The 23,738-nt window shown below is 68.7% G+C and carries 21 protein-coding genes; 14 read left to right on the forward strand and 7 right to left on the reverse strand.

Annotated features, from left to right (window positions below):
• The first annotated feature begins 277 nt into the window (after nucleotides 1-277).
• The 7 genes from WME75_RS04035 to WME75_RS04065 all read left to right on the forward strand — a co-directional run bounded on the left by WME75_RS04035 (nucleotide 278) and on the right by WME75_RS04065 (nucleotide 7,808).
• The gene (locus WME75_RS04035) at nucleotides 278-976 is read left to right on the forward strand and encodes an O-methyltransferase (protein ID WP_437486603.1); all 699 of its coding nucleotides are present in this window, start codon (nucleotides 278-280) and stop codon (nucleotides 974-976) included.
• A gap of 499 nt (nucleotides 977-1,475) precedes the next feature.
• On the forward strand, nucleotides 1,476-2,081 hold the full coding sequence (locus WME75_RS04040) for a hypothetical protein (protein ID WP_437486605.1): 606 nt from the start codon (nucleotides 1,476-1,478) through the stop codon (nucleotides 2,079-2,081).
• 75 nt (nucleotides 2,082-2,156) lie between these two features.
• Nucleotides 2,157-3,254, forward strand: a complete 1,098-nt coding sequence (locus WME75_RS04045) for a pectin acetylesterase-family hydrolase (protein ID WP_437486607.1) — start codon at nucleotides 2,157-2,159, stop codon at nucleotides 3,252-3,254.
• Nucleotides 3,255-3,533: 279 nt separating this feature from the next.
• Nucleotides 3,534-4,226, forward strand: coding sequence for an ROK family protein (locus WME75_RS04050; RefSeq protein ID WP_437486609.1), 693 nt, complete (start codon nucleotides 3,534-3,536; stop codon nucleotides 4,224-4,226).
• Nucleotides 4,227-4,367: 141 nt separating this feature from the next.
• Nucleotides 4,368-5,657, forward strand: a complete 1,290-nt coding sequence (locus WME75_RS04055) for a cytochrome P450 (RefSeq protein ID WP_437486611.1) — start codon at nucleotides 4,368-4,370, stop codon at nucleotides 5,655-5,657.
• Between the two features lie 452 nt (nucleotides 5,658-6,109).
• Nucleotides 6,110-7,036, forward strand: a complete 927-nt coding sequence (locus WME75_RS04060) for a HipA-like protein (RefSeq protein WP_437486613.1) — start codon at nucleotides 6,110-6,112, stop codon at nucleotides 7,034-7,036.
• A complete protein-coding gene (locus WME75_RS04065; RefSeq protein WP_437486614.1) occupies nucleotides 7,029-7,808 on the forward strand; it encodes an HIRAN domain-containing protein in 780 nt (259 codons plus the stop codon). Before WME75_RS04060 ends, WME75_RS04065 begins: the two co-directional genes overlap by 8 nt.
• Nucleotides 7,809-7,835: 27 nt before the next feature.
• On the opposite strand, the gene astD is transcribed toward WME75_RS04065, so the two are convergent.
• Entirely contained in the window at nucleotides 7,836-9,311 is a 1,476-nt protein-coding gene (gene astD, locus WME75_RS04070; RefSeq protein ID WP_437486616.1) for a succinylglutamate-semialdehyde dehydrogenase, read from the reverse strand.
• Nucleotides 9,312-9,866: 555 nt separating this feature from the next.
• Between astD and WME75_RS04075 the strand changes: the two genes are divergently transcribed.
• From WME75_RS04075 to WME75_RS04090, 4 genes are all read left to right on the forward strand, one after another.
• Entirely contained in the window at nucleotides 9,867-11,408 is a 1,542-nt protein-coding gene (locus tag WME75_RS04075; RefSeq protein ID WP_437486618.1) for a hypothetical protein, read from the forward strand.
• A gap of 238 nt (nucleotides 11,409-11,646) precedes the next feature.
• A complete protein-coding gene (locus WME75_RS04080; protein ID WP_437486620.1) occupies nucleotides 11,647-13,146 on the forward strand; it encodes an RAD55 family ATPase in 1,500 nt (499 codons plus the stop codon).
• Entirely contained in the window at nucleotides 13,143-13,478 is a 336-nt protein-coding gene (locus WME75_RS04085; RefSeq protein ID WP_437486622.1) for a hypothetical protein, read from the forward strand. Before WME75_RS04080 ends, WME75_RS04085 begins: the two co-directional genes overlap by 4 nt.
• 392 nt (nucleotides 13,479-13,870) lie before the next feature.
• Complete coding sequence (locus WME75_RS04090; RefSeq protein WP_437486624.1) at nucleotides 13,871-15,061, forward strand: IS1 family transposase; 1,191 nt, start codon at nucleotides 13,871-13,873, stop codon at nucleotides 15,059-15,061.
• A 38-nt stretch (nucleotides 15,062-15,099) separates the two neighbouring features.
• Here WME75_RS04090 and WME75_RS04095 read toward each other — a convergent pair whose 3' ends face one another.
• The 5 genes from WME75_RS04095 to WME75_RS04115 all read right to left on the reverse strand — a co-directional run bounded on the left by WME75_RS04095 (nucleotide 15,100) and on the right by WME75_RS04115 (nucleotide 18,286).
• Complete coding sequence (locus WME75_RS04095; protein ID WP_437486626.1) at nucleotides 15,100-15,525, reverse strand: hypothetical protein; 426 nt, start codon at nucleotides 15,523-15,525, stop codon at nucleotides 15,100-15,102.
• A 167-nt stretch (nucleotides 15,526-15,692) separates the two neighbouring features.
• The gene (locus tag WME75_RS04100; RefSeq protein ID WP_437486628.1) at nucleotides 15,693-16,076 is read right to left on the reverse strand and encodes a helix-turn-helix domain-containing protein; all 384 of its coding nucleotides are present in this window, start codon (nucleotides 16,074-16,076) and stop codon (nucleotides 15,693-15,695) included.
• Nucleotides 16,077-17,088: 1,012 nt separating this feature from the next.
• Entirely contained in the window at nucleotides 17,089-17,382 is a 294-nt protein-coding gene (locus tag WME75_RS04105; RefSeq protein ID WP_437486630.1) for a hypothetical protein, read from the reverse strand.
• Complete coding sequence (locus WME75_RS04110) at nucleotides 17,379-17,945, reverse strand: RNA polymerase sigma factor (protein ID WP_437486632.1); 567 nt, start codon at nucleotides 17,943-17,945, stop codon at nucleotides 17,379-17,381. Before WME75_RS04110 ends, WME75_RS04105 begins: the two co-directional genes overlap by 4 nt.
• Nucleotides 17,942-18,286, reverse strand: coding sequence for a transcriptional regulator (locus tag WME75_RS04115; RefSeq protein ID WP_437486634.1), 345 nt, complete (start codon nucleotides 18,284-18,286; stop codon nucleotides 17,942-17,944). The genes WME75_RS04110 and WME75_RS04115 overlap by 4 nt, the downstream gene beginning before the upstream one ends.
• Nucleotides 18,287-18,611: 325 nt before the next feature.
• Between WME75_RS04115 and WME75_RS04120 the strand changes: the two genes are divergently transcribed.
• From WME75_RS04120 to WME75_RS04130, 3 genes are all read left to right on the forward strand, one after another.
• Entirely contained in the window at nucleotides 18,612-20,291 is a 1,680-nt protein-coding gene (locus WME75_RS04120; protein ID WP_437486636.1) for an ATPase domain-containing protein, read from the forward strand.
• 20 nt (nucleotides 20,292-20,311) lie between these two features.
• Complete coding sequence (locus WME75_RS04125) at nucleotides 20,312-21,883, forward strand: ATP-binding protein (protein ID WP_437486638.1); 1,572 nt, start codon at nucleotides 20,312-20,314, stop codon at nucleotides 21,881-21,883.
• Between the two features lie 512 nt (nucleotides 21,884-22,395).
• Entirely contained in the window at nucleotides 22,396-22,923 is a 528-nt protein-coding gene (locus WME75_RS04130) for a hypothetical protein (protein ID WP_437486640.1), read from the forward strand.
• A 52-nt stretch (nucleotides 22,924-22,975) separates the two neighbouring features.
• Here WME75_RS04130 and WME75_RS04135 read toward each other — a convergent pair whose 3' ends face one another.
• Nucleotides 22,976-23,512 carry a hypothetical protein gene (locus WME75_RS04135; RefSeq protein WP_437486641.1) on the reverse strand — a complete coding sequence of 179 codons (537 nt, stop codon included), beginning with the start codon at nucleotides 23,510-23,512 and terminating at the stop codon, nucleotides 22,976-22,978.
• Nucleotides 23,513-23,738 lie beyond the last annotated feature (226 nt).

Raw genomic sequence — 23,738 nt, forward strand, 5'->3', positions numbered from 1 at the left:
ACGGGTGAGCAAGGTTCGGGAGGCGGACCCGCGAGCAGAGGGCTCGTCCGGGCGTCAGATCGGCGCGACAGCGGATCGGGCCGGGATTCATCCGCTCGACGCCGGGCGGGCGCTGGCGATCGGCGGTTCGGGCACGGGCATTGCTCATGGCCAGGACAAGAGCGAGGGCAGGGGCCTCATGGATCAAGGGTCCTCATGGCCAACGCGTCCTCGGACGAGGCCCGAGCCCTGCTTGCCTTCGACCCGATCAACCCGCGCCCCACAGGAGAGCTACCCGATGGATTCACTGAGCACCCCCGAAGTTTCCCGCGTTCTTGCCCGGATCTACCGCGAGGCGGACAACACCGATCCTGCCGTGTTCGATCACATCATCGCCGAGATCGACAGGACCGGCGCTCCGAAGAGCGCCCAGTACTGGGCGAAGGAGCTCGACCGCGCGTACATGCCGGTCGCGCCGGACGTCGGTCGCTTCTTGTACATGCTGACGAGGACGCGCCGGCCGCAGGTCATCGTCGAGTTCGGCACCTCGTTCGGCATCTCGGCGATCCACCTCGCCTCCGCGCTCCGCGACAACGGCGCAGGCCGGCTGATCGCCACCGAGCTCAACCCGATCAAGGCCGCGAAGGCGCGCGAAAACCTGCGCTCCGCGGGCCTCGCCGACCTTGTCGAGCTTCGTGAGGGCGATGCGCTTCAGACGCTGCGCCACGGACTCGACGCAGGGGTCGACATGTTCCTGCTCGACGGCTGGAAAGAGATCTACCTGCCGGTGCTGCAGCTCCTGGAGCCGCACCTGAGCCCGGGAGCGCTCGTCATCGCGGACGACACGACGGTGTACCCGGAGTCGGTGACACCTTATCTCGAATACGTCCGGGAGGACGGCAACGGCTATCTCTCCGTCGCCATCCCGCTCGACGACGGGCTGGAGCTCTCCTACTGCACGGGCGCCGCGCGCCTCCGAGCCGACCTGGCATCCTGAGCGCGCGCCGCGATCGGCGCGCCGCGCGACCTGCTCGCCCGTCGGTCCGGACGTCGAGGTCGAGCCCGCGCGCCGGTCCGTCAGCGACGACGGCCGCCCCCACCTGGCCGCCACCGGCGCTGCCGCCGTCTCCGTCGTCTTCTCCGTCCTTCTCCCTCATCGACGGCGCTGGGGTCGCGGAGGTCGCGAGATCACCGGCGAGACGGCGCGCCGCGTCGCGCGCGCCGCCGTGCCCGGAGCGGCGGGGTCGCCCCGGGGTCAGGCGTGCCCCATCGAGCCGCCGCCTCCGGGCGAAGGGCGCCCCTCCCGCGGCCCGCGCGCCGGCAGGGGCCGCCGGGGCGCCACGTCCCTGCGCGCTTGGTTGCGGAACGATCCATGCCAGAGGAGCCGGGGAAGGGGAGTGATGTGGGAGCGCGCGGGGCGGCTCCGCCGAGGGCAGGTCTCCACAGGACATGCAGAGTCGACCCCTGCCCGTGGGCGACGAAGGGGGCTGTAGAGTATGGCGAAAAGGCCTAATGAGGCATCGAAGGCCGAACCCGTCAGCGACCGGAAGTCACGGCCGCCCGCGGCGAGCACCTCCGCGCGGCGCGCGCTGGAGCTCGTGGCCGTCCGAGGCAAGGACGTGATCGGCGTCCGCCACCTGCTCGCCGAGGGGCGGGCGCACATCGGCGATACGCCCGCGTCCATCGCGCGCGTGCCGTCAGGAGAGCTGGATAGAGCGGCCCCCGTCATCGCGGAGGTGACCGGCGCGCGCTATGTGCTGCACGTACCGCGGCGAACGCGGGCGCGCGTCCACGGCGCCGACGGGCTCGGGCGCCTGCTGACAGGCCCCGCCGACATCGAGCTCCAGGAAGGAGACCGCGCGGTGCTCGTGATCGGCGCGATCCAGATCCGCGCGCAGATCGTGCCCATCGAGATCATCTCCCGGCTGGGCGCGTCCGGTCTGCGCTGGATCGGCCTCCTCGGCGCCCTCTACCTCGTCGCGCTCGCCATCTGCGCCGTCCTCGCGCCGCGCGACAGAGCGCGCCTCGACGAGGGCTCGGTTCGCCGCGCGGTCAGCGCGGCTGCGGCGCAGCTCTGGGCAGAGCAAGGCCCGGCGCCCTAGCGCGCAGCATCCTCCCCCACCGACGTTTCCGGCGGACAGGCCCGCAAGTCGCGGAATGCTATCCTCTCGCCTGTCATGCGATTCAAGGCCCTCGCGTTCCTTCCGTCCCACCTCCCGCTGTGTCTGCTCGCCGTCGCCGGCTGTGGCGGCCCGTCCGCCAAGGACGAAGGCCCGACAAGCCCGCCACGGGCTGGAATCCTGAGCTTGCCGTCCGGCTGGAACACCCTCGAGCCGGGCGGTGAGACGACGTGCGCGCGCGGCGATCCGTTCAAGTACCTCGTGCGCCCGGGCACCGTGAATCGCCTCGTCGTCGAGTTTCGCGGCGGCGGCGCGTGCTGGAGCGCCGCCACCTGCGCCCCTGGAGTAGGTATCTTCCAGGAGACGGTCAGCGAGGATCCCATGGCGACCGGGATCTACGATCATGAGAACCCGGATAACCCGTTCAGGGACTGGCATCATGTCTATATTCCCTACTGCACCGGGGATATCCACTGGGGCGACCACGTGGCCACGTACGGAGAGGGGAGCAGCGCCGTCACCGTCCGGCACAAGGGCGCCGTCAATGTCCGCGCCGCGCTCGACTGGGTCTACGCGAACGTCCCCGCCCCCGAGAAGATCTTCGTGACGGGGTGCAGCGCGGGCGCGTATGGGTCGATCCTGTGGTCCGCGCACCTGCGGGAGCACTACAAGGACGCGTCCGTGGTCCAGTTCGCCGACAGCGGCGCGGGGATCATCACCGAGGCCTTCTTCGAGGACAGCTTCCCCTCCTGGAAGCCCGAGGGCGCCTACCCGACCTGGATACCCGGCTTCGACCCGTCCGAGCTCGCGAAGCTGTTCGTGCTCTACGAGAAGCTCGGCGCGCACTACCCCGACATGCGCCTGTCGCAGTACAACACGGTCCAGGACGACGACCAGATCTTCTTCTTCAATGCGATGGGCGGCGGCGGCGCGGAGGCGTGGTCGGACGCCATGAGGGCTTCCATCGCCCGTATCGAGGCGTCGACGCCGAGCTTCCGCTCGTTCCTCGCCCCCGGCAGCGATCATTGCATCCTCTGGCGGCCGGAGTTTTACTCCGTCGAATCGGGGGGAGCGCGGCTCGTGCGGTGGCTCGACGCGCTCGTGAACGGCGAGCCGCCGCAGAGCGTCGCCTGCGACAGCTGCGGCTCGCCGTAGAGGGGACGCCGGGGTGGGGTGAGCACCGCCCTCGACGCGGCGGACCCGGCGCCGGGGCGCCTCCGGGCGCGCTCGGGAGCCGCCGCGGCGGCGCGGGAGAGCGACGGCGAGGGCGCCGGCCCGGGCCGCGGAGGCGCCGTGGGCCGCTCGGGCGCGCGCCGTCGAGGCTGCTGTTGACACGCAGCCAGAGCTCTAGATGATGTCCGCCGCGATCGCGGGCGCGCCGACGTGCCCGCGGCAGCCCCGGAGGACGAGCTCCGGGAGGAGACAGAGGGATCCATGCGCACGCTTTGCATCGATATCGGCGGAACGGGGATCAAGGCCACCATCCTCAACGAGCAGGGGACTCCGATGACGGATCCCGTGCGCGTGGCGACGCCGCAGCCGGCCTCGCCGGACCCCATCCTCGACGTCATCGCGGACGTCGCTCGCGCGCAGGGGGAGTTCGATCGCGTCTCGATCGGCTTCCCCGGCGTCGTGATGGACAACGTGACCATGACGGCGCCGCACCTCGACAACGAGAAGTGGAGAGGCTACCCGCTCGCCGAGGCCGTCGAGCGCCGCCTCGGGAGGCCTGTGCGCGTCGCCAACGACGCGGGCATCCAGGGGCTCGCCGTCATCGAGGGCAGGGGGCTCGAGATGGTGCTCACCTTCGGCACGGGGCTCGGCTGCGCCCTGTACATCGACGGCCACTACGTGCCGAACCTCGAGCTCGGACACCACCCCTATGGAAAGCGCGACCTGAAGTACGAGGATCGCGTGTTCGACGCCGAGTGCAAGCGCATCGGCCCGAAGCGCTGGAACAAGCGCGTGCGCCAGATGATCGCGCAGCTCGAGCCGATCTTCAATTACCGCAAGCTCTACCTTGGCGGCGGCAACGCGCGCCTGCTCGATGTCTCGCGGCTGCCCGAGAACGCCGTCGTTGTCGACAACGTCGCCGGCCTGCTCGGCGGCATCAAGCTCTGGGCCTAGCGCCGCGCGGGCGGGCCCGGCTTCGTCATCCGCGGCGCGCCGGCCGAGGGCGGGCGCTCGCGGCTGTGGGCCACGCCGCTTCCCAAGCGGGCGCGGGCCGCGCCGGTTCCCAAGCGAGCGCGACCGGCGTACCCTGGGCCGATGAACTCGCCCGACGCACCGAAGCCCGACGCGACGCCCGCGGCCACTCCAGCGGCGGACGCTGATCTCGACCCGTTTCGCCTTCAATCGCCGGAGACCCTCGCGAACCCGTATCCCGTGTACGCACGGCTTCGCGAGGAAGCGCCGGTGTACTTCAGCGCGGCCTACAACGGCTGGCTCATCACCCGCTACGACCAGGTCGCGGCGGGCTTCCGCGACCCGCGGCTGTCGGCGAAGCGCTCCAGCGCCTTCGTGACGAAGCTGCCCGAGGACGTGCGGCAGCGGCTCGAGCCCTTGCGCCGCAACCTGGCGTCGTGGGCCTTGCTGCTCGACCCGCCGGAGCACACGCGCATCCGCTCGCTCATCAACAAGGCGTTCGTGCCGCGGCTCGTCGAGGGGCTGCGCACCCGGGTGGAGGCGCTTGTCGGCGAGCTGCTCGACGCGGTCGCGCCGGCGGGGCGGATGGACGTCCTCCGCGACCTCGGCGACCTCCTGCCGCTGCTCGTGATCGGCGAGGTGCTCGGCGTGCCCGCCGAGGATCGGCACCGGCTGAAGGGCTGGTCCAACGCGCTCGGGGGTTTCCTTGGCTCGGGCCGGCCGACGCTGGAGATCGCGGGGAACGCGATGACCGCCGTGGCCGAGCTGGAGGACTATTTCCGCGGCGTGATCGCCGCCCGGCGGCAGAGCCCCGGGAGCGATCTGCTCAGCCAGCTCCTTGTCGCGGAGGAGCAGGGCATGATCCTCGGCGAGCAGGAGCTGCTCTCGACGTGCTGCATGTTGCTCTTCGGCGGCCACGAGACGACGAAGAACCTGATCGGCAACGGTCTGCTCGCGCTCCTCCGCAACCCGTCCGAGCGCGACGCGCTCCGCGCGTCTCCCGCGTTGATCGGCCCCGCGACGGAGGAGCTGCTCCGTTACGACTCTCCGGTGCAGTGGATGAGCCGCGTCGCGCTCGAGGACATCGAGCTCGACGGCGTGCGCATCCCGAAGGGGGATCGCGCGTTTCTGGTGCTCGGCGCGGCGAACCGCGATCCCGCGCAGTTCCCCGATCCCGACCGGCTCGATTTCCGCCGCACGGACATCCGTCACATCTCCCTGGGTCTTGGCGTCCATTACTGTGCCGGCGCCGCGCTGGCCCGGCTGGAGGTCCAGGCCGCGATCGTCACGTTCCTGCGCCGTTTCCCGAACGCCGAGCTCTCCTCCGCCCCGCTGACCTGGCGCCAGACCCCCGGCGTGCGCGGCCTCACCGCCATCCCCGTCGAGCTGGGATCCCTGGCTACCGCTTCATAGTCATCCTTGCCGCTGCCCTATCTGTCAGCATGACGCGCGGGCGCCCGAGGCATGCTGCCAGGACGCCGGCCGCGAGGGGGCCCCTGGGCGCGGACGACCTGCCTGAACTGGTTGCTGAGCGCTCAGCCATGAAGCCCCGGGGCAAGAACGCCGGCGCATTTGGCACGTTTCCTGCTTTGTCTGCTACAGAGGCCGCGCCTCGATCGTCCATGTTCCCCCTCCGCTTGCGCTCGTTGGCAGCATCGACGGCGGCTCTTGGCCGCCCGTCGGCTACTTCACGACAGCGCGTGCGCGAGTTCCTCGAAGCGCCTGCCCTGGATAGCCAATCGATGCGCCTCCGCTCCACGCCGGGACCCTTGCGAGCCCGGGCGGCCGGAGACTACTGTCCGTCCGGAGTTTCGGCGAAGCCCTACCTGTAATCCAGGAAGTCGTACGTCGGCCCGCAGGTGCCCATGGCAACACGTGACGAGTTTCCCATCCGGGTCATCCATGTGCCGGGCACCGAGCGTCGCGACGAACAACTCGGATCCAAGAGGAAGTTCTGGTTCCGCGACGGTCCAGGCCGGTGGAGCCTTTTCAAGTTGGGGCGCGAGAACGAAGATTGGTCCGAGAAGGTCGGTACCGAGCTTGCACGGCTCCTCGGGCTGCCGTGCGCATCCGTTGAGCTCGCCGAATGTGACGGTCGCGCAGGGATCGTTTCACCATCGTTTTTGAGCAACGGTGACCGCCTTGTTCACGGCAACGAGCTGCTTTTGCATATCGATCCTGGGTATCCCGGTGCGGGACAGTATCATGTTCGTCAGCATACCGTTGACGCCGTCATGGGCGCGCTCGACGAGTTTCGTGCGATGCCCTGGGAAACGATCGAGCCATTCATTCCTGAGACTTTCGGCGCGCAGGGTGTGTTCGTTGGATATCTTCTGCTCGATGCCTGGATCGGGAACTCCGATCGGCATCATGAAAATTGGGCCGTCGTCCAGCGTGGTAGTCAGCGTTTTCTTGCTCCTTCGTACGATCATGCGAGCTCGCTGGGAAGGAACGAGCAGGTTGAGAAAATAGAGAGGCGCCTCGTTGGAAGAGATTCACGGTTCACCGTCGATTTGTACGCATCGAAATGTCGATCCGCCTTCTACCTATCTCAGGGCATGACCCGCCCAATGACCACTCGCGACGCATTCGAGCATGCTCGATCGCTGTACCCCGAAGCTGCCCGGTACTGGCTGTCGCGGCTTGTCGACATCGACGACAGCGTCGTCGCTGGCGTTTGGGACCGCGTTCCTGGCGAGCGTTGCTCGGTGCCTCATCGACGTTTCGCGGAGCGAATTTTGAAGAGCAATCGTGATCACCTCACCGCCCTCAACAGAGAAGTTCATGATTGATCCCACACCTGTCCTCTATCTGGCATGGCAGGACGCCGCTTCGCGCCGGTGGTTTCCTGTGGGACGCCTTCGCCGCTTGCCGCAAGGTATGTACGAGTTCGTTTACATCCGCGGCTTTGAGGCCGCCCAGCGCGAATCTGGGATGCAGCCTATCCTCGGCTTCGGTGAGAGCGCTCAGCGTTACCTCTCCGATGCCCTTTTCCCCCAGTTTCAAAATCGCATCATGTCACGGAGCCGAGAAGACTATCCGGTATACATCGAACGACTTGGCTTCCGCGAAGAGCCGCGCGACCCCCTCGAGATCCTCGCGCGGAGCGGAGGCAGAAAGCCGACCGACTCCTTCGCATTTCAGCTCTTTCCGGCTCCCAGCAGGATCGTCACACAGGAGAATGAGCATCGTTATATGCTCAGCTTCTTCGTTCATGGTCTACGTTATGTGCGACCGGAGGCGCGAGAGCGCAGCTCGCGTGCAAGCCTCGGGGAGAAGCTGTTCCTCCTAAGTGATTGGCAGAACCCGGTCGATCCCGGCGCCATCATGATCCGCACTGAAGACAATCACCTTCTCGGCTGGGTTCCTCGCGTCCACTGTGCGGATATTCACGAGCTGCGCCGTCTCGGGCAAGGCATTAGCCTCACAGTCGCGCATGTCAATCCAGAGTCGACCCCCTCCTGGCTCGGCGTTCTGTGCCGGCTCGAGTCCCCCTGGCCCGAAGGCTTCGCCCCGCTGTCGGCGCCGGAGTACCAGCCGATCGCGGAGGCCGCCGACTTGTGAGCGGAAGATGTGCCGTGTGCTCGCGCATCATGCAGTCTCACGAAGCCCCATCCCCGGCGCCAGCTGCGCCGGCAGCGCCACGCTCGCCGCCTCCAGCCCCGCGACCGGGTATGCGCAGTAGTCCGCCGCGTAATACGCGCTCGGCCGGTGGTTCCCGCTGCTGCCGATACCGCCGAACGGCGCCGCGCTCGACGCCCCCGTCAGCGGCTTGTTCCAGTTGACGATCCCCGCCCGGGCCTCCCGCCAGAACTGCTCGTAAAGCTCCTTGCGATCCGAGAACAACCCCGCGGCGAGCCCATAACGCGTGCGGTTCGCCAGCGAGATCGCCTCATCGAAGCTCGCGTAACGCTGCACCTGCAAGAGCGGCCCGAAGAACTCCTCGTCCGGGAGCGCCTCGACCGCCGTCACATCGATGATGCCGGGCGAGAGCAGCGCTGTCCCCTCCTCGATCCGGCGCATCTCCAGCAGCGCCTCGCCCCCGAGCGAGAGCAGCCGCGCCTGCGCCCCGAGCAGCTGATCCGCGGCAGCGAGCGAGATCACCGCGCCCATGAACGGCTGCTCGGCGTCATCGTACCTGCCCACCTTGAGCCGGCCCGCCGCGTCGACGAGGCGCTCCACAAGCGCGTCGCCCTCCGGCGTCGACGGCACGAGCAGCCGCCGCGCGCACGTGCACCGCTGGCCCGCCGAGATGAAGGACGATTGCAGGATATGGTGAATCGCCGCCTCGGTGTTGGCCACGTCCTGCACGATCAGCGGGTTGTTGCCCCCCATCTCCAGGGCGAGGATCTTCTCCGGCTGGCCCGCCAGCTGCCGGTGCAGGGCGCTGCCCGTGCCGGAGCTCCCCGTGAAGAACAGACCGTCGATCCCGGGATGACCCGCGAGCGCGACGCCGGTGCTCTTCCCCCCCTGAACCAGGTTGAGCACCCCGGCCGGGACGCCCGCCTCCTGCCACAGCCGCACGATCTCCTCCGCGACCTTCGGCGCGAGCTCGGAGGGCTTGTAGATCACGCAGTTGCCCGCGATCAGGGCCGGCACGATGTGGCCGTTCGGCAGGTGGCCCGGGAAGTTGTAGGGCCCGAACACCGCGACCACCCCGTGCGGCCGGTGCCGCACCACGGCCGTCGCGTCGCCCGCCTCGGCCTGCCGCTCGCCCGTCCGCTCCCGGAAGGCCATGAGCGACACGTCGACCTTGCCGATCATCGTCTGGACCTCGGTGAGCGCCTCCCACCGCGGCTTGCCTGTCTCGAGGCCGATCACGTCGGCCAGCCGGGCCTTGTGCTCGCCCAGCAGCCCGGCGAACCGCTTCACCAGCGCCGCCCGCTGCTCGACGCCGCCGTCGCGCCACGCCCTGGACGCGCCGCGCGCCGCCGTCACGGCCGCGTCCACCTGCCCCTCGGCCGCGGCGCGCCCCTCGAAGACGAGCGCCTGCGTCACGGGGTTCCGGCTCGCGAACGGCTCCCCCGTGCCGGACACCCAGCTGCCGCCGATGAAATGGGTCGACATGATCACCTCTCCACGTCCCTGCGCGGGACCCCCGCGACCTCGGCCGTCCGTCCAGCCAGGCTGGCGAGCGTCCACCTTGCCCCGCCAGTGTGCACCGTACCAGAGGCCGGCGCAGCGAGCCCGCGCCCACCCCGGCGCAGCGAGCCCGCGCCCACCTCGGCGCAGCGGCTCGCCAGCGACCAGCCTGTCCGCCCCCGGCCGGGGCCGCCCGCCGTGCGCCCCGGACCCGCCCTCCCCGGGTGCGACCCCAACAGAGTGGGGGCCGGCTCGATTGACCCCCCACCCGATGGGGTCCGCTCGCCTGATGAGAATCTCTGAAGGAGGAACTCAATGCACTTTGTGCACCGGCGCCCCGACAGCGCTTGTGGCGAGCTCGCGACATTCAAAGGAATGCACGATGGCGAACAGGTGTGCTGAGCGCGCCCTGGCCATGGAATCATGCTCCGGGCGAACTGCAGCAGGGCGCCCCCCGGGGTCCATGACACCAAGTCTTGACGGTCCCGTGGCTGGCGTGGAAACGTGGATATGTCAGGTTCTCCGCCGATGCATCACACGGTGGCTATCTCAGACATCCATCTATGTGAGCTCGAGCCGACCGCCGGTCTCTGGATGCGCTACCGGCAGGCGCCGTACTCCCCGGACGGGGAGATCGCGGCGATGCTCGACGCCCTCCGAGGAGAGATTCGGAAGGGGGCGGGCGGGCTCAACGGGCTCAACAGGCTCAACGCGCCGCGGGACGAGCTCACGCTGGTCCTCAACGGTGACATCTTCGACCTGGATGCGCCTCGCGTGCTCGATAACGAGAGCGTGGTCCACGACCTGCCGCGCACCGCCGAGCACGCGGTGCCGGCGATGGAGGCCATCCTGCGCGATCACCCCGTGTTCGTCGCGGCCGTCGGCCGGGTCGTCGCGGACGGGCACACGGTGGTGTTCGTGGCGGGCAACCACGACATCCAGCTCACGCTCCCCGAGGTGCGCGACGCGGTGAAGCGGCGCCTCGTCGAGGCCGCCCTCCACGCGCTCTCCGCCCGCGACGGCGCCCCCCCGGCGAGCGCGGCCCCGGCGCTCCGCGCGGCGCTCGCGGCGCGGGTGCTCTTCCGCGCCTGGTTCCACCGCACCCAGGACGGCGTGATCGTCGAGCACGGCAATCAGTACGACTCGTACTGCTGTTACCGCTATCCGATGGCGCCGTTCGGCCGCAAGCCGGGGGAGATCCAGCCGACCATGGGCTCGCTCGTGAGCCGCCTGCTCGTGTCGCGCATGGGGTACTTCAACCCGCACGTCGACTCCTCGTTCATGCTCTCCGGCCTCGGGTACCTCGCCCACTGGGCGCGGTACTACCTGTTCACGGGCCGGTCCCTCGTGCTCGCGTTCGCCCTGGGCGCGCTCCGCACGATGATCGAGCTCGTGCGCCGGCGCGACCCGTGCCGCCGCGCGCTCCGGCGAGCGGACCTCGGGGCCGCCGCCCGCGAGACGGGCGCGCCGTTCCCCGCGGTGGTCAAGCACGCGCGGCTGTTCGCCCGGCCCGCCGAGGATTGCCTCGGCCGGGTGGCCCGCGAGCTCTGGCTCGATCGGCTCGGGCTCGTGCTCGTCGGGCTCGTCGCGGCGCTCGCGTGCCTGTGCTGGATGCCGGCGGGGCTCGCGCCGGCGGCCCTGCTCGCCCCGACGCTCCTCGTCGCCTATGAGCGTGCCCTCCCGAAGCCCACGCTCGATGCGGTCTGGCAGGGCGTGAATCAGGCGGCGCGGCGCGTGGCCAGGGCGCACCGCGCGAAGGCCGTGATCTTCGGGCACACCCACAGCCCGGAGGGCAGCTGGGAGGACGGGGTGTTCTTCGGGAACACCGGCTCCTGGTCCGCGGCGTTCGAGGACATCGCGTGCACGAAGCCCGTCTTCGAGGCGCGCCCGCTCGTATGGCTGCGCTCCGACGAGGGCGCGGGCCCCGAGGCGCCCCTGTCGGGCGGCCTCGTGATGTGGAAAGACGAGCGCTTCCAGCCCTGGAGAGCCGACGCCAGGCCCTCCGTGCCCCGCAAAGCAGAGATCGCCAAGCGGCCGCGCCCCGCGCTGCGACCTCAGGCGACCGCGGCGCTGCGCAGCTAGCCCCGCTCGTCTCGGATGCGCGCGCTCGGCGCCCGGCAGCGAGCTCGACAGTGCACGGATCGCGAGACTGCCGTCCTCAATGAATGGAAATGAATGGAGAGGAGGAGCCAGACGCTCCGACCTCGCCCCGCGCGGAGGCGGTCGCTTGCCGCCGCGCCACGCTCATGCTTTGACGGAACACGGCTCCCGGCGCAGCAGCTCCGGTCACGGCCAGCCTCCGCAGCGCGCTGACGTGGACATGACGAGCAACGCGACGAAACTCCTCGGTACCGGCATCCCCGGCCTGGACCACGTGCTCGGCGGCGGCTTCTTCGAGAGAGGCATGCTCCTCGTGTTCGGCCCACCCGGCGCGGGCAAGACCACGATGGTCTTCCAGATGGCGCTCCACGCCGCGTCGGCGGGTCGCCGGGTCGTCTACGTCTCGACGCTCGCCGAGCCGGCCCCCCGGCTCATCGAGCACGTCGGGACCCTGTCCTTCTGGGACCCGCGCCTGATCGGCAAGCGGCTCTTCATCGAGAGCATCTACCCGCTCGTCCGTCAAGGCGTCGCCGAGGTCGCCAGCGCCCTGATCGGGACCGCACGATCGCACGGGGCCCAGCTCCTCATCCTCGACGGCCTGATGACGATCCGCGATCTCCACCCCGAGTCGGCCGCGCACCGTTACTTTCTCCACGAGGTCGGCGTCGCGCTCGCGGCGCTCGGCTGCACCGTCGTCGTGACGACCTCGGAGGTGGCCGACATGCGCGGGAGCACGCCGCCCGAGTTCACCATGAGCGACGCCGTCGTCGAGCTCCGGCATCCCGAGGGGAGCCGGCCGCAGGTCCGCGCGTTGAGCGTGTGGAAGAACCGCGGCGCCCCGTGCGTGCTCGGGAGCCACGCGGTCCGGATCACCGCAGACGGCCTGACCGTCCATCCGCGGTTCGAGACTCGCCCGCTCCCCCCCTCGGCGCCCTCGCCGGCAGAGCGGCTGTCGACCGGGCAGCCCGAGCTCGACGCGATGATGTCGGGCGGATTGCCCGGCGGCAGCGTCACGATCGCCGCCGGCGCGTCCGGCACGGGCAAGACGCTCGTCCTGCTGCACTACCTCGTCGAGGGGGCGCGGCAGGGCCAGAAGGGGCTCCTCGTGGGGTTCCGCGAGCCGTACCGTGATCTGAGCGCCAAGGCGCGCTCCTTCGGGCTGGACCTCGATGGCCCGGTGAGGGAAGGCCTGCTGACCGTCGTCCGCCACGTGCCCGCGGAGCTCGTGATCGACGAGGTCCTCGCCCAGGTGCTGGCCGAGCTGGAGCGCACGGGCGCGACGCGCCTGGGGATCGACGGCCTGGCCGAGCTCGATGACACGATCGTCGACGAGCGGCGCCGGTTCGGCGTCCTGGCCTCCCTGGCCGAGTTCGTGCGCGCGCGCGGCGTCACGGCGCTCTTCACGCGGGAGACAGGGCAGCTGGTGGGGCCCGAGCTCGACTTCGCCGGCTCGCCGCTCGAGGTGCTCGCCGAGAACGTGATCCTCCTCCGCTATGTCGAGTTCCGGGGCGCTCTCCGGCGGATCCTGTCGATCCTCAAGATGCGGGGCACCATGCACGACCACTCCATCCGACAGTACGAGATCGGCGGCGAGGGGATCCGGGTGCTCTCGCGGCAGGAGAGCGCCGAGGGGCTGCTGACCGCGATAGCGAGGCTGCCCTCGGAGCGCCGGGTGAAGCGGCGGGGGACGGCCGCCGGCCGCCCCGAGGAGAGCCGGTGAGCACACCCGGCTCCAGCGCTCGTGCCCTGTCGCGGCGAATCGTCGAGCGCGAGCTCGCCGGCCGAGCGGGGCCGGCCGGGATCGCGGCGGGGATCGAGGGCGTCTTTCGCCAGCTCTACCAGATCATGGCGACGGTCATCGGGCCGCTGGGCTTCCAGGCGGTCCTGACCCGCGCCGTTCACCTCACGAGGCGGGACTATCCCGGCCTCGGCGCCTGCGAGATCGCGTGTGGAGACACCTTCGTCATGAGAGGGATTTCGGAGATGATCGAGCGCGAGGGAGCAGACCAGGGTGGTGTCCTAATTAGGACAGAGGGCCCCTCGACACCTTGACCGCCTCGAAGCCATCGGCTCGGCGCCACCCAGCATCCGCCATCATCTATCACACCTGCCCTCACCACGACATCTCGCCATGAGGCGATCCGCCTACGCGCCCCGTCAAGGCGTCCAGCCGCCCGTAGGACGGGCCGTGTCACACGGCGCAGCCGTTCCCCTTGACTGAGCATAAAAGCCCGCGTTCGACGCTGGATCTGCGCAGATGGCTCGGACAACCGCTGTCCTAGCTGCGCTGGAGACGCAGGAAACAAGGGTTATACTCACTTGCACAGGCAAAGCGCCCCGTCTCGGCTGGTACCCGAGACGGGGCTGCGGAACGCCGGATGGTGGGCCACCCGTCGCACGACGCACTGCGATCATGGGCTCGCCTCTGGAGAGGTGCAAGGGCCATGGCGAACGTGCTCCCAGCGGAGCGACGGCTAGAGGTGTTGGCGGCGCTCGTGAACGGAACCAGCGTCCGCGCAGCCGAGCGCATGACCGGCGTCCATCGCGACACGATCGGCCGCTTCGCGCAGGCGATGGGCGAGGGCTGCGCGCGGCTTCATGACCGCATGGTGCGCGATCTGACGTGCTCGTTGGTGGATCTGGACGAGCAGCATTCGTGGTGCCGCAAGCGCCAGATGAAGGTGGACGCGGCGAAGGACGACGCGGCGGCCGTGGGCGAGCAGTGGACGTGGGCGGCCATCTGCCGCACAAGCAAGCTCATCGTCGCCTGGCACGTTGGAAAGCGTGACCAGGATAGCGCCGATGCCCTCGTCGAAGACGTGCGCGCACGGCTCACGGTCATGCCGCAGATCACCACCGACGGGCTCGGCCTCTACGCGCAGTCGATCGCGGCGAACTTCGGGCGAGCCGTGCCGTACATGCAGACCGTCAAGAACTTCTCCTCGCGCCCTGGGAAGCCGGGGACCTCGGAGAAGTACGCGGTGCCGCGCGGCGTCGACTTCATCCAGAAGCGCGCCATCTTCGGGACGCCCGACCCTGCCAAGGCGACGAACTACGCGATCGAGCGGAGCAACCTCACGGCGCGGCAGTGGAACGCGCGGCTGCGGCGCCGCACGCTCGCCTTCAGCAAGAAGCTCTCGCGGCACTGCGCGGCCGTCGCGCTCCACTACGTTCACGTGAACTTCTGCCACATCCCGCGGAACATGCGCGTCACTGCGGCGATGGCCGCGGGCGTCACCGACCGCGTGTGGTCGTTGCAGGAGCTCATGGACGCGGCGCTGGCAGAGCCCGCAGACGAGAAGCCAGAGCCGCAGCCGCTCGCCATCCCGAAGCCAGAGGGGCCGGCCAGGGAGCTCCCTGGCGGTCGGGGATGGCTCCGGGTGGTGGGCGGCGAGAAACTCAGCGCGACGCCCGGACCGCAGACGCCGCCCACGGCACCCGGCGCTGCCCCAGCGGCACCACCGGCCGTTGTGACCGTCGAGGCAGCGGACGAAATCTCGCAGATGTCCAAGGTGCAGCAGCTTCCGTCCGGCGCCGAGCAGACCGGCCAACTTGACTTGTTCGCGTGGCGGGCGAAGCCGCGGAAACCGGTGCAGCTGAGCCTGTTCGGCGAGTCACCGAACGGTGCAGAATAGACGGTACCGGGTCGGCTGGGTCCGAAGGTACGGCCACACTATTTCGGCGCGCGCGCCCTCTTAACCCGCTTTGTGGCTTTTGCTGCTGACGAGGCCAGGCGCTTTATTGTTGATTCGTCATTCGCCTCATCCGCCTCTACCGGATCGGCAAATACTGATGCGCGCGCTGGGACGTGCCCTGATAGCACAACAGGCAACACCAGTGGCGGAAATCCTAGCTTCGTCGACAAATACTGAATGTCCGCGCGAAAATAGGGCCATGTATGCATGTAGCTCATCAGGCCGGCATAGTGCGGCAACTCATCGACACCCGGCATATCGCCGTGCGCCGCACAACCATAATCAGCCCGAAGAACGACAGAGAAAGCTGCGATTTGAACACCATCGTCATCCTTCTTCTCGCCATCTTCAGAATACGCACTCAGGCTATAAGGCAGTATTACGGTCAGCGACTTGTCGTTCAATAGGCGCCATCCAATATAAAGATGGCCAACCTTGTAACTGAGCCGCCTCGTCTCTGCGGGAGAGGTCACCTTTGCGGTGATAGACGCGCATGATATATCGTTTAACCGCAACCTTGCTGATAGCGATGTTGCAATTCCGACGTCGGGCTTAATCAGACGCCTTGCACTCACGAAGCGCCCTCCGCCATCGCTTCGCAATCCCGATCGTTGGCCGGCGCGTCCACCTGGTGCCATTCTTGTTTTCGCGACGCGCCGCCGCTCCACCTGTTAGCCTTCACGGCGAACAACGGAACAGTGCTCAGCGTCCGCTTCCACGGCTTGCCATGGATATGCCTCTCAAATTCTCCATTATCTGCGACAAACGCCTCGAGAAGTCGAGTGAGCGTCGTACTAGCCTGCCGCTTGCCGGCAATGACGTGCGACAAATACGATGGAGTAATTGCGCATGCGCGCACAATGTCTTTTTGAGTAACGCAGTGGCGCTGCACCAAGATGTCGATAAGCTCTCGGTAGTGTGATGATTGAATTTTCAGAAACTGCTTGCGCAGCACAGTGTCCAGTCTCTCAGACAACTCTTCCGACATGTAAGTTTCGCCGCATGAAACACACGTGGGAATCTCGAAGTTGTCAGGAATGGCTAACGGGCAGCCTGTCACGTACTCTCGCGTACGCCCAGGGCCAACTGCGAGTTGTACCGCATGGCCGCATTCTGCGCATGAGAAGGACTGGAATGTGCTCATCGTCGTACCCTGATGACTTTGCCATCGACGCGATGGAGTGGTCGTTCATCTGGTTCATGACATGAGAGTATAGTTACATTGCCATGCTCCATGTAAAACTTGACATACCAAACTCCCTCATCGTTCTTTACGGCATAAATGTCTGCTGGAATTGGTGAGCGATCTCTGTAATTTTGCATCTCTACGCAGACAAAGGCGCCCGTCTCAAGTTCCAGGATCACTTTTCTGATAAACCGCTCAACCTCGGATGGGTCGAGTGGATAGTCCAGCGCAGTGCGCTCGCGCACCCTCCGGCCGATAAAGGCGTTCCGTATGGAATTTTGGACCTCTGGCAGAGGATACTTCGCGCGTTGCGCGTTTCTGGCCATCGGGGCATGACTGTAGCCGGCCCATGGTCAGCGGGTCAACCAGTGGATATGTGGTCGAACGTGGTTCTTGCGTTGTAGCGGACTGCTACGCGAATTATGCTTGTACTAAGTACAATGTCAAGCCTCGACCTTGGGGCTGGGTGGGGGCTCGACGGTCCTGGTCGTTCGTGCGTCCAGGCGAGAGCTACGGCGGCCGCTGCCCCCCCCTCCCCCCCCCCCGGGGGGGGGGCATGGCGACGTTTCCCACAACCTACCCGCCGCCGCACCTACGCGCGGTCCAGTACGTCCGAGCACCTTCAGCACTCCGCTCGCCTGCTGGAACTGCTCGCGGTCGCGCGGCTTGCGGACGCGAACGTCGAAAGGTCCCACGGGGGCACGCCGGCGAATCGATCGAGCGCTGCGGTGAGGGGGCCGGTGAGAGCGCCGCTGAACCGGCTGGCGCCTCTCAGGGGAGCCTACTTGTCGCGGCGCACGAAGTGCCGCTCGATGGCGTCGAGCACCTGCAAGGCACCTCGCGCCTCGGCGACGAGCTCCCTGTCGACGCGCGTCTTCGCGTTGATCTGGGCGTCGAGCACGGCGGTCCAGAGCTTCTCGCGGTTCCAGGGGCGGACGGGGAACGGGAGGAGCGCCAGTGCGGCCTCTGCGACGGCGCTCAAGTCGGCCTCGGTCAGCACGACGTCCGTCAGGATCGGGGTGGGCGGCCTCGGCAGCTTCTTGCGGGCGCGCCTCCGCTTAGCTCGGTCGTTCATCGCCTCCACCTCCTCAACTTCAGCGCCAGCGCTTCCCGGGCGATGCGCAAGCGGCTGGCCGCGGTGCCCGGGCTCATGCCGCGCCGCTTGGCGTACGCGACGAGTGAGTCAGGGTCGTCCACGGACAGGAGCGCCTCTACCTGCCAGGGCGGCAGGCTGGCGAGCGCCTCTAGCACCTCGCGCGCTTGGAGCTGCGCTTCAAGGCTCGGACCGACGGGCTCGTGCAGCCTGCCGAGAGGCTGCGCATGAAGCGCCGCACGCCGCACCCACGCGCTGTTGATGTAGTGCCCGGCCTTGCGCCAGCTGATGCCGTACAGCCACTTCCGGAGCGCCCTGCGGGCGTCCTCTGCGGGGTCCGGCCTGAACATGCCGCGCCGAACGGAGCTCCACGCGCCGAGCAACACCTGCTGTTCCACGTCGGCACGGTCGCGCGACGGGACGCCGCTGGCGATGAGCACGGCGACGATGACCGAGCGCTCCGCGAGGATCGCCTCGATCGTCGGTCGCTGGCTTCGATGTCGCGCGGCAGGCGGGCTCTGCGCCCCCTTCCGCGGGCGCCTCACCCGGATCTCCCGCAGCACGCGCACGTTCGGGCATCGACGACGCCGGGCGACAGGAGGCGCTCCACGGTCGTCTTCGCGGCGCGCGCGGCCAGCAGCACGAGCGCGGGCGAACCGCGTTCGGCGCCGCAAGCGACGCGGCACAGCGTGCGGATGTTCACGCCGTCCATGGCCTCGGAGACGGCGCGCCAGGTACCCAGGCGGGCCTTGATGCCGCGCAGGGCGGCGCGCAGCCGCCGGGTTTCGTCAGGGGTGAGGGAGAGGGAGGGGCTTCGGTGGTACGAGCGGCGCGCGGGCGCACCTTCGCCTTGCCCACCGTCGGGTGGGATCAGGTATAGCTGCACTTGTCGGACTCCGGTTGGTACGGGGTTCGGCCACGCAGCCCGGGGTGGTGGTACACCCGCGGGCTGCACTACTTCCGGCCGAACTTAGCCGCTCACGCGAAGCCCGGAGTCAAACTAGGACAAGAGTTCTCAAATTAGGACACCACCCAGACCAGGCGGGCGCGGCTGCCGTGGCCCTCCTCGACCATATCATCGCCTTGCTCTGCAGCTTCATCGGCGAAGACCTTACCTTGCGCCTGCTGCGCAGGGGTTGGGCGGGGTTGCCCGGCGGCGGGGAAGGCTCCGGCGCGGAGGAGGCCTAGGTTCCATGAGGAACGGAGAGAGAATGGGTCTGAAGCTCCTGTCGACCGGGATCCCGGGGCTCGACAAGGTATTCGGCGGAGGGCTCCCCGAGTACTCGTTCAACCTGATCGCCGGCCCGCCGGGCGCCGGCAAGACGACCCTGGCCCACCAGCTGACGTTCGCCAACGCCTCGGCCGAGCGACCGGCTCTCTACTTCACCGTCCTGGGGGAGCCGTCCCTCAAGATGCTGCGCTACCAGCAGCAGATGGGGTTCTTCGACCCCGAGAAGGTGGGCACGGTGATCCGCTTCATCGACCTGAGCCGCGAGGTGCTCGCGGAGGACCCCGACGCGCTGCTGGACAGCATCGTGCAGCACGTCGAGCAGACGAACCCCGCCATCGTGGTCGTCGACTCCTTCCGCACGGTGACGCGCGCGTACGCCGGGGGCGACGTGGAGCTGCAGGGCTTCTTGCAGCGGCTCGCGCTCCACCTCACGAGCTGGCAGGTGACCTCGTTTCTCATCGGCGAGTACTCGGACGGCGAGCTGAGCAACAACGCCGTCTTCACCATCGCGGACGCGATCTGCTGGCTCACGCAGAACAAGGAGCGGAACTCCATTGTCCGCAAGATCGAGGTGATGAAGATGAGGGGGCAGGCGACGATCCCCGGCCTCCACACCTTCCGCATCAGCGAGCAGGGGATCCACGTCTTCCCGCGGACGATGTCCCGGCTCCCGGGCGCGGAGGCGCTCCCCGAGCGGAGCCGCGTCACCATGGGTGTGCCCGGGCTCGACGAGATGCTGGGCGGCGGCCTGCTCACGGGCGACGCGACGCTCGTGGCGGGCCCGTCCGGCACGGGCAAGACGGCCATGAGCATCCAGTTCACCGGCGAGGGGGTCAGGCACGGAGAGCCAGGGGTCCTTGCCCTCTTCGAGGAGCACCCGGAAGAGTTCGTCACGCGGGCGGCGGAGATGGGGTTCGATCTCGAGGCCATGATGCAGCAGGATCGGCTGCGCGTGCTCTATTTCAGGCCGCTCGATCTCTCCGCCGACGAGATCCTCCACGAGGTGCAGCAGGCGGTGGTGCAGATCGGCGCCAGGCGGCTCGTGATGGACTCCCTGAACGGCCTCGAGCTGGCGCTGTCGCCCAGCTCTCGCGAGGACTTCCGTGAGTCGCTCTACCGCATGGTCGGGGCGCTGACGGGCGGAGGCGTGAGCGTCCTGCTCACGGTCGAGGTGACGGAGTCCTTCGACAGGATCAATTTCAGCCCGCACACCGTCTCTTTCATGGCGCACAACATCATCTTCCTGCGCTATGCCGAGATCGACGGCGAGCTTCGCAAGGTGCTCACCGTCGCCAAGATGCGGAGGAGCCAGCACAGCCCGTACCTGCACGCCTACGAGATCTCGTCCAAGGGGCTCAGGGTGGCCGGGCCGCTCACCGGCTACAGCGGCATCCTGACGGGCGTCCCGACCCCGCGGCGCCCCGATCCAGCGGGGTTGCCGGGGCTGACCGGCCGGGAGCGCGCCGTGCTCGACAGGGTCCTGGCGCTGGGCGAAGCGACGGCCGAGCGCCTGACCGAGGCGCTCGGGGTGGACCCTCCCGCGCTGTCACGCGCCCTGGCCCGTCTGGTCGACCTGAACTACCTTATCGCTGTCGACGAGGACGGGAAGGTGCTGTACCGGTCGGTCGTGCGCCCGCTCGGACAGCCGGAGAGTGAATAACACGACAAGAGGGGAACTCGATGGGATACGCGCCGTGCAAGGGAGAGGGCATCCAGGTGTCCGATGCAGCGGGGAATCTCATCCGCCTGCACCAGCCCGCGATCGAGCGGTCTCCGCTTCCAGCGGTCCTGACCGTGACGGAAGAGCACCTCGTCCGTTATGCGAACCCCGCGTTCTCCAGGCTGTCTGCCATCCCGTCGGGGGTCCCCGCCGGGGTTCGCTTTACCAGCCTCTTCCGGGGAGCGGAGGCGCTGGATGCGCTGCTGGATCGCGTGTTCCGGGACGGTGTCACCGACGTTGCGACGAATGTCGCGTTCTCCTGCTGGGAAGGGAGGGTCTTCCACGGCACTGCGATCGCGGCCCCGCTCCTCGACGAGCGGGGCCTCCTCGTGCAGATCCTCGACACAACGGGGCAGGTCACGGGGCGCGCTCGCGAGGCCCAGGCTGCCCGGGACCTGAAGGAGGCCAACGAGCGGCTCCTCGTCGCGGGGATCCGGGAGCAGGAGCTCGCGGATGAGGCGAGCCAGAGGGCGGCCGAGATCAAGGCGCTCCTCGCCGCGATGGCCGAGGGCGTGACGGTGTTCGGCGCCACCGGCGAGGTCGTCCTGGTGAACCCGGTCGGCCGCGCGATGCTCGGCTTCTCCAGCGAGAGCCCCACGCTGGACGACTACCGCCGCTGCGACTTCCAGCATCTCGACGGAGCGCCCCTCGATTTCGAGAAGGACGTGCTGTCCCGGATGTTGCGGGATGAGCCGTTTGCCGAGCTGGAGGTGCTCCTGCACGCGCCCGACGGCACGGTGCGGCACATCGTCCTGAGCAGCGCCGCCGTGCGCGACGCGCGGGGGCAGGTGGCGCTCGCGATGAACGTCTATCGGGATGTGACGCGGATCCGTGAGCTCGAGCAGGTCCGCGAGCAGTGCACGTCGTTCATCACCCATGACCTGCGGAGCCCGCTGACCGCGGCGATGTTCTCCGCCCAGGTCATCGAGATGGGCCGGGTGGGGCACGACCCGCAGCAGCTCGCCGGCCGCATCGTCCTGAGCCTGGGCCGCATGGACGAGATGATCCGCAATCTCCTGGACGTGCAGCGGCTCAATGCCGGCCACAGCCTCTTGATGGCGCTCGGCGAGTGCGATCTCGCCGCGATCGCGCGCGCGGCCGCCGACGACCTCGCGGCCTTCCACGATCAGCGCGTCGTCGTCCAGGGAGAGCGGTGCGCCCGGGGGGTCTGGAGCGAGGGGGGGCTGCGTCGCGCGATCTGGAACCTGGCGAGCAACGCGCTCAAGTACGGAGCGCCGGGCGCGCCGGTCGTCGTCACCGTCGAGAAGTCCGCGGAGCGCGCCGCCGTGATGGTGCACAACGAGGGCTCGCCGATCCCGGCCAACGAACAGGCCCGCCTGTTTGCGCCGTTCTTCCGGACCAGGGCGTCGAAGGCGGGCGGGCCGCAGGGGTGGGGGCTCGGCCTCGCGTTCGTGCGCGGGTGCGCCGAGGCGCACGGAGGAAGGGTGACGCTGGAGAGCGACGCCGAGCGCGGGACCACGTTCACCCTGGAGCTGCCCCTCGATTCGAGGCCGTACCAGGACCCGGGCTGAAGAGGCGCGCCGCTGCGTCTCGCGCTGCCCGCGCGGAGGGAGCGGGCAATGCGGCCCCCGGCGAGGAGGCGAAGAGGCCTCGGGCAGGAGCGGTGTCCACGGGCGCTCGTCGGATCCGGGCCAGCGAGAGCGATTGACAACATGGCAGAAAGGCAGCGCGGCTGCCCGGCGTTGATTGCGGCGGACCGGGGGAGGCGCAGCGTCGTCGCTCTAGCGGTCTCCGGCGGAGCGCGCCGAGCCGCGCTCGTTCACCATGGCCGGGTCAGCGACCGCTGGCCTGGACGTCACAGGAGCGGCTCGGCGACGCCGCGCTCCAGCGCGCGTGATGGGTGATGACCGAGACGAACGCTGCAATCGCTGGACAGCGCAACAGGGCGGCTCGCTGCGCTGGGTGCTCGCACTGCAATTTTCGCGCAGGGGCGCCATGACGGGCTGAACCACGTCTCGGTGCCGGCGCTCGGCGCGGGAATTCTGCATTGCGAGCGCGACGCGAGGTGTGATATGTGTCGCCTATGAAGGTAGGGGGAATTCTTTTCAACACTATTGCGCTGGTTCTCGCCTGCGGGTGCGCCTCGTCGTCGCCGCTGTCTCCGTCGCTGCCGGAGAGCGCGGGGGATGGCAGGCGCGCGCCGGGGGACGGCGTGCCGTCGGCGGGCGCGCCGGCGCCGGCCGGGGGCGCCGCGACGGCGAGCGCTGCGGGTCCCCGGGGGCGCATCTATCCCGCCGAGGAGCTGCGCCGGGTGGCCCGGGTCGCGTCCGCGCGCTGCAAGAAGGCGAATGTGCCCTCGGACTCGGCGTGCCTCCTCGCGGAGGCCACGCCGTTCCTGAAATACAGGCCCGAGGACCCGGATTGCCGTTACGTGTCGGGGACCGCGCTGTCGGTCGCCGAGTGCTCCGACTTCGCCGAGGGCTGCCAGAGCGTGGATCCCAAGGATCTCGACCACCAGCTCACCGCCCTGCAGAACGCCGGCAAGGATTGCAGTCGCGAGCCGACCGAGGTCGAACGGGCCGAGGTGCTGAAGCTCGCGGGCTCGCCGTGAAGCCCCTGTCTCGCCGAGCGCGAGGGGGTGTGTCCCCTCGCGCTCGGGAGGCTCAGAGGAGGCCCAGCGTGATGGGCTGGAAGACGACCCGGACGCCGGTCCTGGAGCCCGCCGCGTTGCCCCTCGTGTCGCCGACGTAGTCGAGCAGGGAGACGAGGTTTCCAGGCGAGAACGAGTAGAAGTCGCGGGCGTGGTCGGAGTCGACGGACTCGTGCTCGAAGTACGTGGGTCCGAGGATCTGGGCGATGCTGCCGGATGCTGTGTAGAGGTGGAACCAGCCGGTCCCCTCGGCGCGCGTCCAGTCGCTCTTGGTCTCGCTGGCGTCGATATGGACGGAGGCCCAGACCTCGCTGCCATTGAAGACGTGGAGCTGCACGGCCAGGTCGACGCGCGGCCCGTGCCCGCCGAAGTCAGCGTCGCCGCCGACGCGCGGGGGGATGTAGAACGGCGTCTCCGAATGAAACGTCACCGCCGAGGAGAAGGCGGCCGCGTCGCCGTCCACCTCGGCCTCCGCACCGTCGATGTCGCCGGGGGCTCCCAGGTCACGATGGCCCAGAGCGATGCGGTCCTGGAGGGACCTCCAGGGCATCGGCTCGGGGCGAAGCAACTCGGCCTTCTCGCATCGCTCCGGCGGACATTTGAGCAACACCGCGCTCGACGCTGACGCCTCTGCCGCCGTGTCCGACGGGAAGAGATCCTCATCGGCCGCATCTCCTGCCGGCGTCGCGGCGCAACCAGCGAACGACAGGACGGCCAGCGAAGCAAACAATGCACGCATCGTGGTAAAGCTTCCTTTCAAGGGTTGCCTGCGCGCT

It is taken from the genome of Sorangium sp. So ce1014, assembly GCF_051521505.1.
Classification (GTDB): Bacteria; Myxococcota_A; Polyangia; order Polyangiales; family Polyangiaceae; genus Sorangium.

What these genes read in the sequence shown, in the direction of transcription:
- WME75_RS04035 (WP_437486603.1), top strand. Translation starts at nt 278, where the DNA reads ATGGATTCACTGAGCACCCCCGAAGTTTCCCGCGTTCTTGCCCGGATC.
- WME75_RS04040 (WP_437486605.1), top strand. Translation starts at nt 1,476, where the DNA reads ATGGCGAAAAGGCCTAATGAGGCATCGAAGGCCGAACCCGTCAGCGAC.
- WME75_RS04045 (WP_437486607.1), top strand. Translation starts at nt 2,157, where the DNA reads ATGCGATTCAAGGCCCTCGCGTTCCTTCCGTCCCACCTCCCGCTGTGT.
- WME75_RS04050 (WP_437486609.1), top strand. Translation starts at nt 3,534, where the DNA reads ATGCGCACGCTTTGCATCGATATCGGCGGAACGGGGATCAAGGCCACC.
- WME75_RS04055 (WP_437486611.1), top strand. Translation starts at nt 4,368, where the DNA reads ATGAACTCGCCCGACGCACCGAAGCCCGACGCGACGCCCGCGGCCACT.
- WME75_RS04060 (WP_437486613.1), top strand. Translation starts at nt 6,110, where the DNA reads ATGGCAACACGTGACGAGTTTCCCATCCGGGTCATCCATGTGCCGGGC.
- WME75_RS04065 (WP_437486614.1), top strand. Translation starts at nt 7,029, where the DNA reads ATGATTGATCCCACACCTGTCCTCTATCTGGCATGGCAGGACGCCGCT.
- astD (WP_437486616.1), bottom strand. Translation starts at nt 9,311, where the DNA reads ATGTCGACCCATTTCATCGGCGGCAGCTGGGTGTCCGGCACGGGGGAG.
- WME75_RS04080 (WP_437486620.1), top strand. Translation starts at nt 11,647, where the DNA reads ATGACGAGCAACGCGACGAAACTCCTCGGTACCGGCATCCCCGGCCTG.
- WME75_RS04090 (WP_437486624.1), top strand. Translation starts at nt 13,871, where the DNA reads ATGGCGAACGTGCTCCCAGCGGAGCGACGGCTAGAGGTGTTGGCGGCG.
- WME75_RS04105 (WP_437486630.1), bottom strand. Translation starts at nt 17,382, where the DNA reads ATGAACGACCGAGCTAAGCGGAGGCGCGCCCGCAAGAAGCTGCCGAGG.
- WME75_RS04120 (WP_437486636.1), top strand. Translation starts at nt 18,612, where the DNA reads ATGGGTCTGAAGCTCCTGTCGACCGGGATCCCGGGGCTCGACAAGGTA.
- WME75_RS04125 (WP_437486638.1), top strand. Translation starts at nt 20,312, where the DNA reads ATGGGATACGCGCCGTGCAAGGGAGAGGGCATCCAGGTGTCCGATGCA.
- WME75_RS04130 (WP_437486640.1), top strand. Translation starts at nt 22,396, where the DNA reads ATGAAGGTAGGGGGAATTCTTTTCAACACTATTGCGCTGGTTCTCGCC.
- WME75_RS04135 (WP_437486641.1), bottom strand. Translation starts at nt 23,512, where the DNA reads ATGCCCTGGAGGTCCCTCCAGGACCGCATCGCTCTGGGCCATCGTGAC.